Source organism: Planctomyces sp. SH-PL14 (assembly GCF_001610835.1).
In the GTDB taxonomy this organism is placed as follows: domain Bacteria; phylum Planctomycetota; class Planctomycetia; order Planctomycetales; family Planctomycetaceae; genus Planctomyces_A.
This window is the reverse complement of record NZ_CP011270.1, coordinates 859,862-875,764: the sequence shown is the minus strand read 5'-3', so window position 1 is coordinate 875,764 and position 15,903 is coordinate 859,862. Positions and strand designations below refer to the sequence as shown.

Below are 15,903 nucleotides of genomic sequence, written 5' to 3'. Positions count from 1 at the left end.
GACGGCCTATACCTCCGCCGGCTATCAGGAAATGCGTTTTCCCCCAGGAAGGACCCGTATATTGTTAAGGCCATCTGACAAGCGGCTGTCTTCTCCTGACCTGACTTTCAGTTGAGGGCTCGCGAGCATCGGGTGTTTCCATCGTAAGTGGGAGGCTGCGTCGATCGAAACGAAGCCCGAAGGCTGTCGTTTCGATCGACGTCGAACTCACACGCGGAAGAAACGCTTAAGCTGCGTATCCCGGCTTCGACGACTTGGTCGAGGCTGCTCGGGCGGTTTCACCTGAACAGGCCCGGCCTCGTAGTCTTCGACCGCGGCTCGCGACACTCGCCAGCGAGGCCTCTTGCAGCCTGGAGGGCTCAGCGTGAACGCCCGAAGGGTTCCCCGCCGGATCATGGCCAGGATGGTCTCCGGTGTGCAGTTCCAACGTGCAGCTAATTCAGTCGGTGAAAACGCATGCGTGGGGTTGTCGGATGCCATTCGTTCCTTTCTGTTGAGTCAGCGGGGGATTCCGCCCCACCGTGAGGCGGATCCCAGCGCGGGATCACGCCTCGATCGCGTTCCCCGACGATCCCTCGGCCGGTTGCGCTTCGCCGTTCGGCCGGACGTTGCAGTAGGTCTGCAGGAAAGCGTCCAGACCGCCGTAGGGGGCGAACTGCTCTTCCAACGATGGGAAAGCATCTCTGTTTGCCTTGTCCGCGCTCTCTGCCTGCTCGCACGCGGCCTGCATCAGCGGGGAGAACTCGACTCCCCTCTCAGCGCAGATTTGCCGGACCTTGGCTTCGCTGATCCCGCTCATGGACATCGTCACGACGAACGCGGGCTGGTCTCCAATGAGTTCACGAAACCACGGCCGAAAAGCCGCACCTGAGGGGATGTCCGGGTTGCGGGGATACTCGCGTTTCACGCTGGCTCCGATCTGTCGCAACGACAGAGTGATAAGTTGGATAATTTCCCGGGGCACATCTCGGCGGAGACTGCCCGGGAGAGGGAGGAGGAAAGGGAAGAGATATCTATCTAAAAATATGGAACTTATTGAATTGATTGACCGAACCTCCCGACCGGCTGCGACTTGTGGCCGGCGACAAGTTCCCGTTGCCAAGTTCAATTTGGGAAGCTGTCAGTCACTCGCAGAGGAGGACGCTCCAATCGAAACCATTTCCACTTCACCCGCTTCCTTCGGGGCGAAGCCGGGGATGTAGAGCGTCGTTCGGATTTTTCGGGAGGTGGGCGTCTTCACGCTGACGAGGACCTCGGTCCCGACGAGCTCCTCCAGCAGCTCCGTGCGATACCGAAGGGTCATACGGCGAAAGTGCTTCGTGATGTCCGTGAGCGTCGCTCCACCTCGCTTCTTCGATCGCACGAATTCGACGATCTCATTCACGTCTCGCTCGCGTGTATTGCGGCCAACCTTCTCGATGCATTTCAGCGTCTCGACAGTCAACCAATCGACCAGGGCGATCGCCCAATCCATGTGCGTCTTCTCGATGCGGATGTCTCCATCGATGAACACTTGAGAGGCCGCGAAGATCAGGGCGAAGTTACTCGCTCGCTCGGCTGTTCGGGCATAGATCGACGCCCCTTCATCCTCGGTGTATGTGTCCGCCAGGATGTCACATCGCCGGCGAAATCGTTCCCATGCGAGTTGGGCCTCCGGAGACACCGGGACTACCCGCATCTCGCCCATCTGCCATGTGACATCTCCGCCGCCGGGCCGGTAGTTGGCAGCGAGTTTGATCCAGTCCAGTAACCCCGAAGGGATGGGCACGTCCTCGACCGTTCGGTGAGCTGGCCGGGCACTCGTCTCGTTGTAGAAGATGAATCGAGAGTTGAATCCGTCTCGATTGCTCTCGGGAGTCAGATGTCTAAGCGAGTCGTCGGTTCCCGTGGCGTAGATGACTAAATGTGGCATGTCGATAACCCGATCGTTCTTGCCGTCGGCGAACTTCTTCGGGCGGAAGTCTCGAATTCCACAGGCGGAAAAGATCTTCATCATGAGGGAAATCAAAAGTTTCAGCGGTCCCGAGGCCTTGTCGGAGTTGGCGATCTCCATGAACTTTCCGAACTCGTCGACGGGCCACAACCCCGCCGGTTGCTTGCTCAAGGCATCTGCCAGAGCCGAGTCGCTCGTCATGTCGCCGGGCAGGATGTACTCGGGACAACCGGCGGCGGAGGTCACTCTGCTGAATGCCTCAAGTACCCTGTTTTTTCCGGACGCCGACTGCGCGAAGGTACCAATGAACACATTCCCCGTTGCCCCCAGCGAGCTCTTAATCTTCCGTCCGATCAGGCAGGAAACGAGGCAAATCCCTCCGAGCAATGCCAGTACTTTCTGGGGACGCGGAGACGTCTTGATGACGAAGTAGGCAAAGTCCTGAAGGACGCCCGGAACAGCGAAGAACTCATCTGGTAGCCCTTCTTGCCCAAGCTCAAACTCGAAGTCATTACACATCGTCGCAACGAACTCGTCGAAGCTTTGGTCGTCGGGGAATCCATAGTGGCGAGGGCCGCTGTGGTCTTGGACGTAGGCCCGAAGCTCTTCGCGGGACCACTCCCGTTCCCTCGACATCCTCGCGAGGGTTTTGACTGCTGAGTGCCTGAAGAGAGTGTCGTATTTGGAGACGGCGTTGCCGTCGAGAAACGAGAGATCGCGACTGACGAAAACCATTTCGCGTTTTGCCTTCTTCGCCTTGGAGAATACGGAATGGCAGAGTGGCAGGCGCCAACCACCGGCCGGTTAAATGAGTTTCTGACTTGTTGCGATGCCGAGAGTTGGGTTCGAAGCGTCGGAACGCGTGTGCGATTGCCCTACCCGCGCGAGCGGACGTCGCGACCCCGCGGAGAGTGGGTTAACGCAGGTGGTGTGCACCTTGGTCGCAGGCGGCCTCGACCCGCGAAGCGGCGGTCGGGGTTCCTCACAGCCTGGTCATCGATCGAGCGCAGCAATGGGCTCGATCACGAAAGCGTTACGACGATCTACCGACCTGCCGCACCATCAACATGACCGCATGAGCCCTCAAAAAAGCGAGGCTCCGGCAGAACCGCGGGTTCGTCCGCCAGTCGGTGATTTGCTCGTCGGAAGGAATGAATGCGGCCACGTCTTGAGGTCCGTCAACGAGCGTCCTTCGCTCTTACTCGTGTTCCTGTTCGGGTGCTGATTCTGCCTCCGAGGACCACGCACGTCAATAATCTGTTCACCATTTTGTTCAGTGCCCGGGCTTCAACCGGTGGTCTGCCGTTTACGGCTTTCGCAGACACCTATGGCACGAAGATGACATCAACGATTGTCCCAGCGTGACCTCCGCGCGGACTGAATGAAATGATCACCGTTCCGTCGCCCGTTCTGTACACCCGAGTCCGGCTAGCTGAGCGAGGCTCACCGAGGTCGTCAGAACTTCCTCTCGACACCGCAGCTTCGTTTCTTGGTGCGGCCTTTTTTTGCTCGGTCGCCGTGCCAACGACAAGCTTCGCTCCACTTGTTGACGTGGTTTGCTGTTCTAACGTTTCGCGATACCAACGCTTGACCTCGTCCAAACTGTTGGGCGCATCGAGAGTGATCAGGTGAATCGATCCAAGATTCTTCGACTCGACCCGGCGCGCTCCAGGGTACTCCAGGGTGTTCAAGTTCTCGCTCACACGAGCGGCGAGGCTGGCCCGTTCCTTGTCAGTCAGATTGCGAGAGACCGCGCGATGCAGACCCGCGACAATGTCGTCGCGCTCGCTGACTGCCACGTCGCGATCGTGTTCAGCCACGTCGAGCGTTGTAATCGAACTTCCTAGCTGCCGGTTGACGGCGTCGAATTGCTGCGCGGAAAGCTGCGCCGAAATCACCGCCCTCTGTTCAGCAATCGCGGCTCGATAGGCCTGCCAGGAGACAGCAAGGAAACTGATCAGAAAAACAACTCCAAGGCAGGCGGCTGCCGCCAGAGTCCGTTCGTGACGTCGCGCAAACTTCCAAAAGCGGTACGCCGTCGAAGGAGGACAGGCTTCGACGGGATCGTCTCGCAGAAAATTCGTCACGTCCCGTGCAAGACCGTTTGCAGACTCGTACCGGCGAGACCGATCTTTTTCGAGTGCCTTCATGACAATCCAGTCCAGTTCGCCGCCGATCTCTTTCTTGAGTTTCGCGGGATCGAGCCGACGGCTCGCTGAAAGGGACGGTAGGGCTTCTTGCGATTCCGTTAGCCGCGCGCTAGGACGGGGGGGCTCCTGCTCACGAATCATCCGCAGGACATCGAGGATCGCCGCGCACCGCAATTGTTGAGCGGGCAACGGAGGAGATCCTGTCAGCAGCTCGTAGAGAATCACTCCCAGGCTGTAGACATCGGAACGGACGTCGACATCCAGAGCGTTAAAGTTGGCCTGCTCGGGGCTCATGTACTCGAACGTTCCGACGACACTTCCGAAACCGGTGAATAGAGTCTGTTCAGTGAGTTGGCTTCCCACGGCCTTGGCCACGCCAAAGTCGATCACTTTCGGAACAGGCTGACCGTCGTAGCTGGCAACAAGGATGTTCGACGGCTTCAGGTCACGGTGAATGACACCCTTCTGGTGGGCATGCTGAACTGCCTGACAGACCGGGAGGAACAACTCTAATCGCTCGCGCGGGGTCAACCGGTTGTCGTCACAGTACCTCGTAATTGACACCCCTTTGACCAGTTCCATCGCAAAGTAGGGCCTGCCTGCGCCCGTCATTCCGACGTCGAGAACTTTGGCGATGTTGGGATGATCCATCAGCGCCAGAGCCTGCCGTTCGGCGTCAAATCGAGCGATTACCTGGGCGGTGTCCATCCCCGCCTTGATCACCTTGAGCGCCACTTTTCGCCGGACCGGTTCGTGCTGTTCGGCTAGGTAGACGGTCCCCATTCCTCCTGTGCCGATCACCTGCAGCAGCTTGTACGGCCCGATCTCCTGCCCGGTCGCATCTAAAGCTGTGTCTGGCCCGGCGAGCCTCGTCGAGGCGCCGGAGGCCAGTGGTTCTTGCAGAAAGCTCTGAGCCGCGTCGTGCGCTTGGAGGAGTTGCTCAACCAGTGTTCGCAGCCCGTCATCCCCGGCACACTCTCGATCCAGCACCGCCTTCCGGTCGGCCGGGAATCCGGCTTCGATCGCATGGACCAAAATCTCATTCGCCCGAGGATTCCACTCCGCCATCGTCGCACCTCGTCTCGCTACTGTGTACGGACGCGGACGCGTCCCACTCTCAATGCGAGAAATTCACTCAAGCTGCACGCAAAATCTTGGAACCGTTAGATCGATTCCTGTAGCCGCCGGAACAGCCACGCCCGCGCGACAACCCAGAGACGATCCGCCGCTCGCCTCGTCATTCCCATCGCCTCAGCCGCTTCCTGGTGCGACAACCCTGCAAAATACCGCAACTTGACCAGTCTCGCCGCTGGTTCGTCTTGAAGTTCCAGCTCCGTAAGAGCGTTATCGATCAATTCAAGATCGACGTGGGGCCCGGATGAGGGCGATTGTAGGACGGCCTCATCAAACTCGATCCGCTCTGCGTCTCCGCCGTGCTTCTTTGTCGATCGCTGACGGGCGCGATCGACAAGGATCCGTCGCATCGACTCGGCCGCCGCTGCGAAGAAGTGCCCTCGGCTGTCCCATTGTAGCGAGCTTGGATCGCCGACCAACCGTAGGTAAGCCTCATGAACGAGCGCCGTCGCCTGAATCGTTTGCCCCGGCGGCTCGGCTGACAACTTCGCAGCCGCCAATGCTCGCAGCTCAGCGTACAGTCGCGCGATGAGTTCATCCGACGCCTGACGCTCTCCGCGTTGAACCGCTGCGAGGATGGCTGTGACTTCAGACATGAACGAAGAGTGAAGGTGGCGAGCCCATATCCGTCGTCGGGAGACTCGTTTCGGCCAACCGCAGATGACCTTCAGTGAAGCTACGTTACAACGGCTTGGGATTCCCGAACAACCACTCCCGGACCGCATTCGCCACCGCCACCAGGCGCTCATCTTCTGGGGGCTTCCCGCGATATCTGGCGCTCATGCTCTCGTCGATGTGTCCCATGCAGAACTTCACGGCTCCCTCGTCCTTGGAGCGGTCACCGGCGGTTTGGAACGAGTGCCTGATGCCGTAAAACCCTCGCTTCCCCCCAATGCCCAGTCGCTTGAGAGTCAGGTTGAACACTTTGCCGAGTGAGTCAATTCGTGACTTCCACAGCGTCGAATCCTCCTCGTTCTCGTTTTCGGCGGCGAGCGTCGCTTCAATATGACGCACCCACGGCTCACCCTTCCGAGTCAGGAACGCCAGCCCGGCGTGTTCGTTCGATTTTGGCGCGCGCCTCAATGGTATGGCCTTCTCGATGGCTGCGATGGTTTCTGGCCACAGCTTAGCCCGTCGCGGCAGCCCGGTCTTTGGTCGTGGGAAGTTGACCCAACCTCGCATGAGGTCCAGAGCCGTATGGGGGATTGAAGAAATATCGTTTTGGCCGTATCCCGCATTGATCGCCAGCAGGACGATCGCGTGCTGGACTGGATCGCGAGGCTCCAAATCAGCCAAGATCGAACGAAGTTCCTCCGCTTCAAACATCTTAGGGCCGCGGGCTGCCTCGGCTTGTCGAAAGTCCTTCCTCTTTGGAACGCTGAAGGACTGGCCGAAGCGAATCGGCGTCTTCAGGTGTCGCTCGTCGAACCCGAACTTGAACACCATCCGAGATCGAATGATCTCGCTCGCGAGCGCTGAAGGGCCACGCGTCTTCTGGAGCTCGCTGCGATACTTTCCGAACTCCTCAGTTGTCAGGTTCTCCTCGTCCACGATACGAGAAGCGCCGAAGTGGTTGAGCAACCTCTGACAGGTCCCGTAATACTCTGCGAACGACCGAGGAGTCAGCTCCCCGTCATTCCGCGCCCGCTCCTTGGCACTCATGAAGAAATCGCACAGGTCTTCGAGTGTAACGTCGTCCTCTCGGCGTTTTCGGGGAACCCGCCCCGCGAGCAGCGTGTCCTTCTGCTCGAGCCAGAGCGCGAGCGCCTTCTGGCCGTCGGTGTCATCTGACACCTTCCCGAAGTAGACGAACTTGCTCCGGACCTTCTTGCACCAGCGTCCGCTGGAGTGCGGAAAAAGCGGGAAGTCGGGACGCGGTTTCCTTGGCTTGCCAGCACCGGGCAAGCCGATAGACTTCGGCACGTCAGCACCTAGTAACGCAGGGGTTGGCTTTGGCGCCTGCCTGGTGACTCAGTCAGGTGCCGTTTTGTATAGTAGCGAGCGACCCTGGTGTCAAACAAGGTGTCACGACTGACGACAGCGAACACCGAAGAGGAACGAAAAGCTAGCAAAAACATTAGTCGGAGAGATGGCTGAGTGGCCGAAAGCGCCGGATTGCTAATCCGGTAGGCGGGCAACCGTCTCACGGGTTCGAATCCCGTTCTCTCCGCTTCCTCTAACACCTTGAACCCCTGAGAAAACTCAGGAAGTTCAAGGTTTTTTTCTTTGCGGTCGGCTGGGTCGATCCGAGCCTCATGACGACGCACCGCATCCCGTTCTCGCAGGTCGATCGCGCAGTCCGGGTGATGGAGACCAAAGAGGAGGGAATCATGAGGCCTTTGATCACGTTGGACTGACGCCGGTTGTGCGATTTCTTGTCCGGCTCCCTCCAGAGACGCAGCGGTCAGGTGACTCCCGCGCGCACGTTTCTACTGCTCGGTGGGAAGCTCAACGACGATCTCGGCGTGAGCGGCGTGCTGTCGGGCCTCTTCGTAGAACTGGTGCCGATGGTTCTGCAGCTTCTCCAACGGCGCGATGAGCTAAAGCGGCTCCGGCTGCCGTCCAGTTCGCTCGCCAGCGCCTCGAGGTAGGCCTGGCTCCTTGACGCCGACTGCCGTCGCACATTGGGTTTGAGGCTGCCGAGTCGTGCCGGCAAGGATGCGGTTCGAGTTCGCTTGTCTCATTCCGGCGTGGGGAGTCTGATAGGTCCCCGCCGGGGCGCGCCGACCTGTCGGGGATTCGTCGATCGTTCGATCTGTTCCGACTTCTCCTGCCCCATTCGCCCCGTGCACGATCTTCCCCTCATCACCACTATCGCGGCCGCCTTTACGAGTGCCTGGATCCTGGGGCTCGTGACGCAACGGCTCCGGCTCTCGCCGATCGTCGGTTACCTGATCGCCGGCGTCCTGATCGGCCCCCACACGCCCGGCTTCGTCGGCGACATCAACATCGCCCACCAGCTGGCCGAAGTCGGCGTGATCCTGCTGATGTTCGGCGTCGGGTTGCACTTTCACCTCAAGGACCTGCTGGCCGTCAAAGGGGTCGCGATTCCGGGGGCGATCGGCCAGAGCCTCATGGCGACTCTGCTCGGCGTCGTGTGCTTCGTCGCCCTGGGAATGCCGGTGAAGGGGGGGCTGGTGATGGGGATGGCTCTGGCGGTCGCCAGCACGGTCGTCCTGATGCGGGTCCTGGCCGATGCCAACGTGCTCCACGCGCCGGAGGGGCATGTCGCCGTCGGGTGGCTCCTCGTCGAGGATGTCCTGACGGTCATCGTCCTCGTGCTCATCCCGGTCCTGGGAACGTCGGCGGGACCGGCCGTGGTTGAGGCGGGCCACGCGGCTCTGGAGCACGGGGAGGTGGTTGCGGCGGCCGTCGCTCCCTTGAGTCCGTGGGCCGCCATCGGTCTGGCGCTGCTGAAGCTCGTGGCGCTCGTCGTGACAGTGGGGGTGGCCGGGCAGCGGCTCGTCCCGTGGGTGCTGGTCCAGGTGGCGCGGCTCCGCTCCCGGGAGCTGTTCACGCTGACGATCCTTGTGTTCTCCGTCGCCGTCGCGACGGGGGCCTATTTTGCGTTCGGTGCCTCGATGGCCCTGGGGGCGTTTCTGGCCGGGATGGTCGTGGCCCAGTCCCCCGTGAGCCACCAGGCGGCGGCGGACGCCCTGCCGCTGCGGGACGCCTTTGCGGTGATCTTCTTCGTCTCGGTCGGCATGATCTTCGACCCAGCCTTCGTCCTCCAGCAGCCGCTCATGATCCTGGCCGCGATGGGGATCATTCTGATCGTCAAGCCGCTGGCGGCGCTCGTGATCGTCGCCTCGCTCGGCTGGTCGGTCCGGACGGCGATTACAGTGGCGGTCGGCCTCGCCCAGATCGGGGAGTTTTCGTTCATCCTGTCCGAGACGGCCCATCAGGCGAACCTCCTGCCGCTCTCCGGACACAATGTCCTCGTCGCGTCGGCGATCCTGTCGATCACGCTGAATCCGCTCCTGTTCCGGTCCCGGCACGCGATCGAAGCTTGGCTGGCCCGGCAGCCGCGACTCTGGAAGCTGCTCAACGCGCGGGCCGAGCGGCGGATGCGGCGGATGAACATCGGCGTCCACAAGCAGCTCCGCGGCACCGGTCCCTCCGAACGGCTGGCGGTCGTCGTCGGCTTCGGACCGGTCGGCCGGTCCGTCAATCAGCTGCTCCGCGAGGCAGGGCTCCGGACGGTGATCATCGACCTGAACATGGACACGGTGACCGAACTGACCAAGCAGGGGCAGGCCGCGATCTACGGCGACGCCTCCCGCGACGCGGTTCTGGAGCAGGCGGAGATCGAACGGGCCGCGTACCTCGTGCTGACGCTGCCGTCCGCCTCCAACAGTGCGGCCGTGGTCTCGGCTGCACGGAACCTGAACGACAAGTTGCGAATTCTCGTCCGAGCCCGGTATCTCGCCGAGCGGGAGCTGCTCGATCAGGTCGGGACGACCGCTGCCGTGTTCGAAGAGGGGGAAGCGGCCGTCGCGCTGGCGCGGCTCGTTCTGGCCGACACGGGAGCGAGCCGCGAGTTCGTCGAGCGGTCGGTCCGCGAGCTCCGGCTGCGGCTGATCCTCGAAAATGTCTCGAACCTCCAGGGGCAGTCCGTCCGCAACGTCATGGTCCCCTGGACCCGCGTCCGGCGGCTGTCGGCCGGTGAGAGTCTCGATTCGGTCCGGCGGAAAGTCGCGGCGCAGCACTTCTCGCGGTGGCCCGTTGTCGACGCCGCGACGGGACGCCCCATGGGATACCTCCTCGTGAAGGACCTGCTCTCGCTCGATCCCGCGCACGAGTCGGGGTGGACGAGTCTCATCCGGCCCCTCGGAGGGGTTTCGCTTCAGGAAGATGTCCAGACGGTGCTGCAGCAGATGCAGCGGGAGCACATCTCGCTCTACCTCGTGGAGGACAGGGGCGCTCCAGTCGGCCTGATCACGATGGAGGACATCCTGGAGCAGGTTGTGGGACGCATCGAAGACGAGTACCCGCGGCACCAGGAGCTCGTCCTGGGCGATTTCCTGCTGCCCGACCACGCGGTGTTTGATCTCCAGGCCGCGACGTCCGAGGACGCGATCGCGATCCTGGCGCGGCGGATTCCGCCAACGCTGCTGCCGGAGGGGCAGGACATCGCGGCCCTGGCCGTGGCGCGCGAGCGGGAGCTGTCGACGGACGTGGGGCTCGGAGTCGCCATTCCGCATGCCCGCTGCCCGGGCCTGTCTCGGCCGCTGCTGATCTTCGGCCGCGCCGCGTCGCCGGGGATTCGATTCAGCGTCCAGTCGAGCGAGCCGGTGACGCTGCTGTTCCTCCTCGTGACGCCGCTGGAGAAACCCGAACTGCAGGTCGTCCTGCTTGGCAAACTAGCCGGCCTGGCGGGGAACCCGGAGATTCGTCGGCAGCTGGGCGAGGCGTTCACGGGGGAAGAGGTCCACCAGCTCCTGCAGGAGGCCCCGCGTCCCGCCTGAGTCCGCCTGCTGCTTCTCTTCCGGCCACCCCGATCGAGGCGTGCCAGCGATGTCGGCAGCACCTTGGGGGCGACCCAGCCGCTGGCGACCTGGGGGCCAAACAGCGGGGCGGCCAAACCTGCCCACGTCTCAAGAATCTCTCTGGAATCTTCTTGTTGTTACGACGCGTGTCGTATGGTTTACTACACGAGTAGTAAACACAATGGCTCACCGAGCTGGGGCCCTCATCACGTTTCTCCGGAGGGGCGAATGAGAACGTCGAACGCGAATCCGACGGAGGGGGAGCTCGAGCTCCTCAAGCTCCTGTGGGACCACGGGGCCCTTTCGCTGGCCGAGGTCCATGAACGGGTCGGGCGGGAAGTGGGCTACACGACCGTCCAGACCCGACTGAATCGCCTCGTCGACAAAGGCTGGGTCGAGAAGCAGAAGGCGGGGCGGGTCCCGACGCGGTACGCCGCGGTAATCGAACCCGATTCGGTCCGTGAGACGCAGCTGACGGACTTTGTGGAGCGGGTGGCCCAGGGCTCCGTGGTGCCGCTCGTGGCCCATCTCGTCCAGGGGGCCAGCCTGACATCCGACGAACTGGCGGAGCTGAAGAAGCTCATCCGCGACGCGGAACGCCGTCACAACGCCCAGCAGCGGGAGGACTGAGCCATGACCGTCGATTGGACGATCCTGATCCTCCGCGCCAGCGGAATGCTGCTTATCGCCGGATGTTTCGCCTGGCTCCTCCAGCGATGGCGTCCCGTCGCCGACTCCCGGTGGCACCGCGTCGCCTGGGGGCTGGTGCTCCTGCAGGGGGTTCTCGTGGCCCCCTTCTCGCTGGCGCTCCAGGCTCCCGCGTGGTGGGCGTTTTCCCACTCCGAACCGACGGTCTCTTCCAGCCCAGACAGCGAGGCCGCGACAGCCGGTCTGGCGTCGTCGGTGCCTGTGACATCCCGACCGACGACGGCAAGCTCAGCGTCGACGCCGACTGGCGGGCACGAGGCTTCGGTGACTCGCGCGGTAGAGGCACCCTTCGAAAACCTTTCGACTCCGTTTGCGGCTCTCGCACCGGAAACGGCATCGCCGCTTTCCCTGCCCGAGACCATTTCCGCGGCCGGTTCCGGGAGTGCTCTGCCGAACGAAATGCGATCGACGCCCGTTCGTCCCGAGACATTGGACCAGACCGCTGAAGCGCCGGCCGCCGCTTCGATCGATCCTTCCCGTCCGGCGGCGGCCTCAATCGACTGGCGGCGGATGCTCGTCGGCGGGTGGGCCGGCGGGGCGGCATTGGTTCTAGCGACGCTGCTGTTCCACTTCGGCTGCGTCCGGCTGGCGCTCGCGAACGCGTCTCCCGCGCGGTCCGCGTGGACGAAGGAGCTTCAGGAACTCGGCCTCGAGCTGGGGCTCCGCCGCGATGTCCGGCTGATGGTCCATCCGCAGGTCGGGCCGTTCCTCACCTGGGCTCCCGGCGGGTACCGGATCGTTGTTCCCGTCCGGCTCTGGAACCGGCTCTCCGCCGAGGAGCGGAAGGCGGTGCTGCATCATGAACTCTGTCACCTCCGGCGGGGGGACCTGTGGGCGTCGCTCGTGGCCCGAGCGGTCGTGGCACTCCACTGGTTCAATCCGCTTGCGTGGTACGCCGCGTCGCGCTTCGACGAGGCGGCGGAGTGGTCCTGCGACGCGCTGATGGCGGAGGAGTCTCCGGTCCGCGCTCCGCGGCTGGCGCAGGCCCTGCTGGCGGTGGCGCAGGTCGGAGCGCGGTCTCCCCTGATGGCGACCGCGGCCACCGGAGGCCCCCTCTTCCAGCGGATCCGCCGGCTCGTGGCGGATCGCGAGGGGGGCGATTCCTGGATGCAGCGCGGTCTGTGGACCGGCACCCTTCTGGCCGTGGGGCTCGCGGGACTGGTGGACCTCCGGTTCGTCGCCCCGGCCGCGCTCGCTGCCGCCCCGGGGCCGGGCTCGGCCTCGGTCTCCCAAGAGGTAGACGAGGAGCGCAGTTCAGCCAGGGAGAGCGTCACCGCCGCGCCGAGCGGGGCGCCGCACGACCGGCTCGAGGAGTTCGCCTCGCGGATCGTGGTCAAGGAGAACGAGCCGCTCCGCAAGTTCGTAGCGCTCCTCCGGACCCCCGCCGGGCAGATCCTCATGGCGGACCGGGCGGCGATTCAGGCTCAGAACGCCGCTCCGGAAGGAGATTCCGCAACGCAGTGGGAACGATTTGTCGCCCGGCACTTCCGGAAGCAGGATGGGAAATGGAACGTCGTCCCGGAGCAGGGCGAGGTGATCGACCGCTATGTCCGCGAGATCGAGGCGGCTACCGCCGACCTGAGCCCGATCGGCCTGGTTCTGATTGAGATCGCCGGAGAACTCGATGAGAAGCACTCGCTAACTCCGGTGCTGAAGCGGTTCCTGACGCATGAGGCCGCCCCCGCGTTCCTCTACCAGCAGGAGCTCCGTCTGCGGCTGCATCCCGAGATCGACAACATCCTCGACGGGCTCGACCAGGCGCTCGTCCGGACGAGGACTGGGGCGTATGTCATCCGTCCCGCCCGGCAGACTCAGGTCGAACGGCGGCTCAAGACGATCGACGAAGTCCATCCCGTGCTCGCCCGCTATCAGGAAGAGCTCGCCGCCTGGTCGCGCGATCTCGTGAAGACGGACGACCTGCACCGGCGGTTCAGCACGCTCCTGGCGGATCCGCTGTTCGCGAAGTACTGGATCGCGGGGCACGCCTCGGAGGACGCCCCCCTCAAGGACGAGAGCGTGGAGGAGATTTTCAATCTGCTGGAAGATGCGACGAGCGACACGGCCGAAGGGCTGAAGTTCGACGTCGAGACGGACGCCTTCAAGGCGCTGGAGGAATCGGCCCAGCGGTACGACGCGATCGTGAAGTACCGCGAGGCGCTGGAGACACCGCTGCACCAGCTGGCCGGAAAGATCGATGGGGCCGACCCGCTCCAGGCGAAGCTCTCGAAGCTGCTCGGGACGGAATTGGCCTTCATGCTGGTTGCCCGCAAGATGGATTACCTTCCCGTAACGGCGGACGCCGCGGCGCGGGAGTGGATGGCCCAGTTCGTCACGAAGAATCCGCAGGGGAATTACGAGATCACGACCGAGTCTCCGGACGACCTTAAGGGGCGCGCCGAGGAGTTCTTCCGGCAGGCCCGCGATGTTCGACGTCGAGGGCGGGTGGTCGACGAGTTTGCGGCCGAGGTGACGAACCCTGCGTTGTCGCGGGCGATGACTTCGCTCGTCGGGAAGCTCGAGTTGGCGCGGCTGGCGGAAGTCACCGCGGAACGGCCGGAGGTCGATGGGCTGCAACTCTGGTTCGGCGAGCTGTTCGCGGAGACTCCTGACGGGCTTGTCCTGCAGGATTGGGCCGGACCATCGATCGAGGAACTGCTGCAGGAGGCGGCAGAGATTGAGAAGGAACTGAAGAAGGCCGACTTCTGACTTTTTCAGAACCGGGTCCAGGGTCCCCCTGGTGGGGAGTGCAGAGGGGCAACGCCCCTTTGCCCGCCGGAGGCCTGGCCGTCGAGAGATGTCTGAAGGAGAACGTATCCAAGCGTGGACACCGTGTCGGATGCCCCCCTCACCAACCCGCGGGAATTCCAAAGCGAGCGGTAAATCCTCAACGCCGTCTCCACAAAACGGACGTCCGTTGTGTCCCACGGTTCCTCACAGGAGTGCCTCCGGCGGCAAGGGGTTGCCCCCTTGACCCCGGCTGCCGTCGAAAGTTGGGTTTGAGCTAAGAGAGTCCGTCCGGCGAGTACGTGGTTCGTCTTGTCACTCAGGTCTCGAGACCTGGGACAGGACGAACGCCAGTCCTTTCATCCCCAACCTCATCCACCAAACAATCCTCTCCGAAGGAACCTCGATGCTCCGCCTGGCGATCATCCTGTTCGCTCTGACTGCCGGACCAGTCGCCTTCGGTCAGACCGCACCGTCCATCGACACCCATCTCGAAGAGACATGGCGGCGGCATGCCGTCGAGCCCGCCGCCCCCTGCTCCGACGAGCAGTTCCTCCGGCGGGTCTCGCTCGATCTCCTCGGACGAATCCCGACAACCGCCGAACGGGAGGAGTTCCTCCGGAGCCCGGACCGCCCAGCGCTCGTCGACCGCCTGCTCGACACAGAGGAGTTCAACCGCTTCTGGTCGGAACTCTGGACGACGCAGCTCTACGGCTATGCGGATGACTCGACCGACCGCCAGACGTTGACCGACTGGCTGCACGCGCAGCTCCGCGCCAACCGCCCGTACGACCAGATCGCACTCGACCTCGTTTCCGCCTCGGGTGAGTCGGCGTTCACGGGACCGGTCAATTTTCTGCTGCGGTATCCGGAGGAGCCGGTCGTCAAAGTCTCGCGGGCGTTCCTGGGGATCCGGCTCGACTGCGCCCGGTGCCACGACCACCCCTTCGACCGCTGGACCCAGGCCGACTTCCAGCGGATGAACCGCTTCTTCGATGCCGTCGAGCGCCGCGAGGTGTCGAACGGGAACACGGAGCTCGTCGACGTGGTCCGGGAAGTCGAGGCCGCCCAGCGGCCGCGGTTCCTCTCGGGAGCCGAGCCCCGTACGTCGCGATGGCGGGCCGAATTCGGCCTGTTCCTCACCCGCAGCCGCCCCTTCGCCCGGAACTTCTCGAATCGGATCTGGTATCACCTGGTCGGCCGGGGAATCGTGCACCCCGTTGACGACGTCAGCCGCGACAACCCGGCCGCCGCCCCGGAACTGCTCGAATGGCTGTCCGACGAGGCGATCCGGACGGGGTTCGATACGCGGCACATGGTCCGGCTGGTCTGCGGATCCCGCGCGTACCAGCTCGCGTCGACCTCTGCCAAAGCGGACGACTCCCGCGTCCGGCTGTTCGCCGTCCGCCCGATCAAGCCGCTGATTCCCGAGCAGTGGTACGAGTCGATGTGTACCGCGACCGGCCGCGCTCCCAGGCCGGAGGAGCGGAGCGAGTTCGTCCGGACGTTCCTCGGCGACGCTCTCGACGGGGACTTCAGCGCCTCGTGGGAGTATCGCGAGACCGTCCAGGGACTGATGTCCCGGCTCGTCGATGACGCGCCTCAGGCGTCCGGCGGAATGGACGAACTGTTCGTCCGGTTCCTTGGCCGCACGCCGACATCGGCCGAGCGGGAATCCCTCCGGGGCCGGACTCCGCGCGAGGTCGGTTACATCCTGCTGCACTCCAGCGAGTTCGCGTTCAACCACTGACCGCCTGTCCGACCT

At 63.4% G+C, this 15,903-nt stretch carries 9 protein-coding genes, 1 tRNA gene and 1 pseudogene; 5 read left to right on the top strand and 6 right to left on the bottom strand.

Annotated elements, in window-relative coordinates; all coding sequences use genetic code 11:
- Positions 1 to 207: 207 nt before the first annotated feature.
- The 6 genes from VT03_RS35160 to VT03_RS03500 form a co-directional block, all read right to left on the bottom strand.
- Positions 208 to 480, bottom strand: coding sequence for a helix-turn-helix domain-containing protein (locus VT03_RS35160; protein WP_410000387.1), 273 nt, complete (start codon positions 478 to 480; stop codon positions 208 to 210).
- Positions 481 to 544: 64 nt separating this feature from the next.
- Positions 545 to 907: a hypothetical protein gene (locus VT03_RS03520; protein WP_156514259.1), complete on the bottom strand. Its 363-nt coding sequence runs from the start codon at positions 905 to 907 to the stop codon at positions 545 to 547.
- 213 nt (positions 908 to 1,120) lie between these two features.
- Positions 1,121 to 2,668 carry a DUF3987 domain-containing protein gene (locus VT03_RS03515; protein ID WP_075091712.1) on the bottom strand — a complete coding sequence of 516 codons (1,548 nt, stop codon included), beginning with the start codon at positions 2,666 to 2,668 and terminating at the stop codon, positions 1,121 to 1,123.
- Positions 2,669 to 3,258: 590 nt separating this feature from the next.
- Positions 3,259 to 5,151: a serine/threonine-protein kinase gene (locus tag VT03_RS03510; protein WP_075091711.1), complete on the bottom strand. Its 1,893-nt coding sequence runs from the start codon at positions 5,149 to 5,151 to the stop codon at positions 3,259 to 3,261.
- 95 nt (positions 5,152 to 5,246) lie between these two features.
- Positions 5,247 to 5,813, bottom strand: a complete 567-nt coding sequence (locus tag VT03_RS03505; protein ID WP_075091710.1) for an ECF-type sigma factor — start codon at positions 5,811 to 5,813, stop codon at positions 5,247 to 5,249.
- Between the two features lie 85 nt (positions 5,814 to 5,898).
- The gene (locus tag VT03_RS03500) at positions 5,899 to 7,140 is read right to left on the bottom strand and encodes a tyrosine-type recombinase/integrase (protein ID WP_156514258.1); all 1,242 of its coding nucleotides are present in this window, start codon (positions 7,138 to 7,140) and stop codon (positions 5,899 to 5,901) included.
- A gap of 160 nt (positions 7,141 to 7,300) precedes the next feature.
- On the opposite strand from VT03_RS03500, the gene VT03_RS03495 reads away from it, so the two are divergent.
- From VT03_RS03495 to VT03_RS03470, 5 genes and pseudogenes are all read left to right on the top strand, one after another.
- A tRNA-Ser gene (locus tag VT03_RS03495) sits at positions 7,301 to 7,387 on the top strand.
- A gap of 616 nt (positions 7,388 to 8,003) precedes the next feature.
- Positions 8,004 to 10,685 carry a cation:proton antiporter gene (locus VT03_RS03485; RefSeq protein ID WP_075091707.1) on the top strand — a complete coding sequence of 894 codons (2,682 nt, stop codon included), beginning with the start codon at positions 8,004 to 8,006 and terminating at the stop codon, positions 10,683 to 10,685.
- Between the two features lie 285 nt (positions 10,686 to 10,970).
- Positions 10,971 to 11,336: pseudogene (locus VT03_RS03480) on the top strand (BlaI/MecI/CopY family transcriptional regulator); the annotation flags it as partial.
- 3 nt (positions 11,337 to 11,339) lie between these two features.
- Positions 11,340 to 14,120: a M56 family metallopeptidase gene (locus VT03_RS03475; RefSeq protein ID WP_075091705.1), complete on the top strand. Its 2,781-nt coding sequence runs from the start codon at positions 11,340 to 11,342 to the stop codon at positions 14,118 to 14,120.
- Positions 14,121 to 14,544: 424 nt separating this feature from the next.
- On the top strand, positions 14,545 to 15,888 hold the full coding sequence (locus VT03_RS03470) for a DUF1549 domain-containing protein (protein WP_075091704.1): 1,344 nt from the start codon (positions 14,545 to 14,547) through the stop codon (positions 15,886 to 15,888).
- Positions 15,889 to 15,903: the final 15 nt, after the last annotated feature.

Bases quoted from the DNA above. Each gene is read 5' to 3' on its own strand.
- VT03_RS03470 (WP_075091704.1), top strand. From the start codon at position 14,545: ATGCTCCGCCTGGCGATCATCCTGTTCGCTCTGACTGCCGGACCAGTC.
- VT03_RS03505 (WP_075091710.1), bottom strand. From the start codon at position 5,813: ATGTCTGAAGTCACAGCCATCCTCGCAGCGGTTCAACGCGGAGAGCGT.
- VT03_RS03475 (WP_075091705.1), top strand. From the start codon at position 11,340: ATGACCGTCGATTGGACGATCCTGATCCTCCGCGCCAGCGGAATGCTG.
- VT03_RS35160 (WP_410000387.1), bottom strand. From the start codon at position 480: ATGGCATCCGACAACCCCACGCATGCGTTTTCACCGACTGAATTAGCT.
- VT03_RS03510 (WP_075091711.1), bottom strand. From the start codon at position 5,151: ATGGCGGAGTGGAATCCTCGGGCGAATGAGATTTTGGTCCATGCGATC.
- VT03_RS03515 (WP_075091712.1), bottom strand. From the start codon at position 2,668: ATGGTTTTCGTCAGTCGCGATCTCTCGTTTCTCGACGGCAACGCCGTC.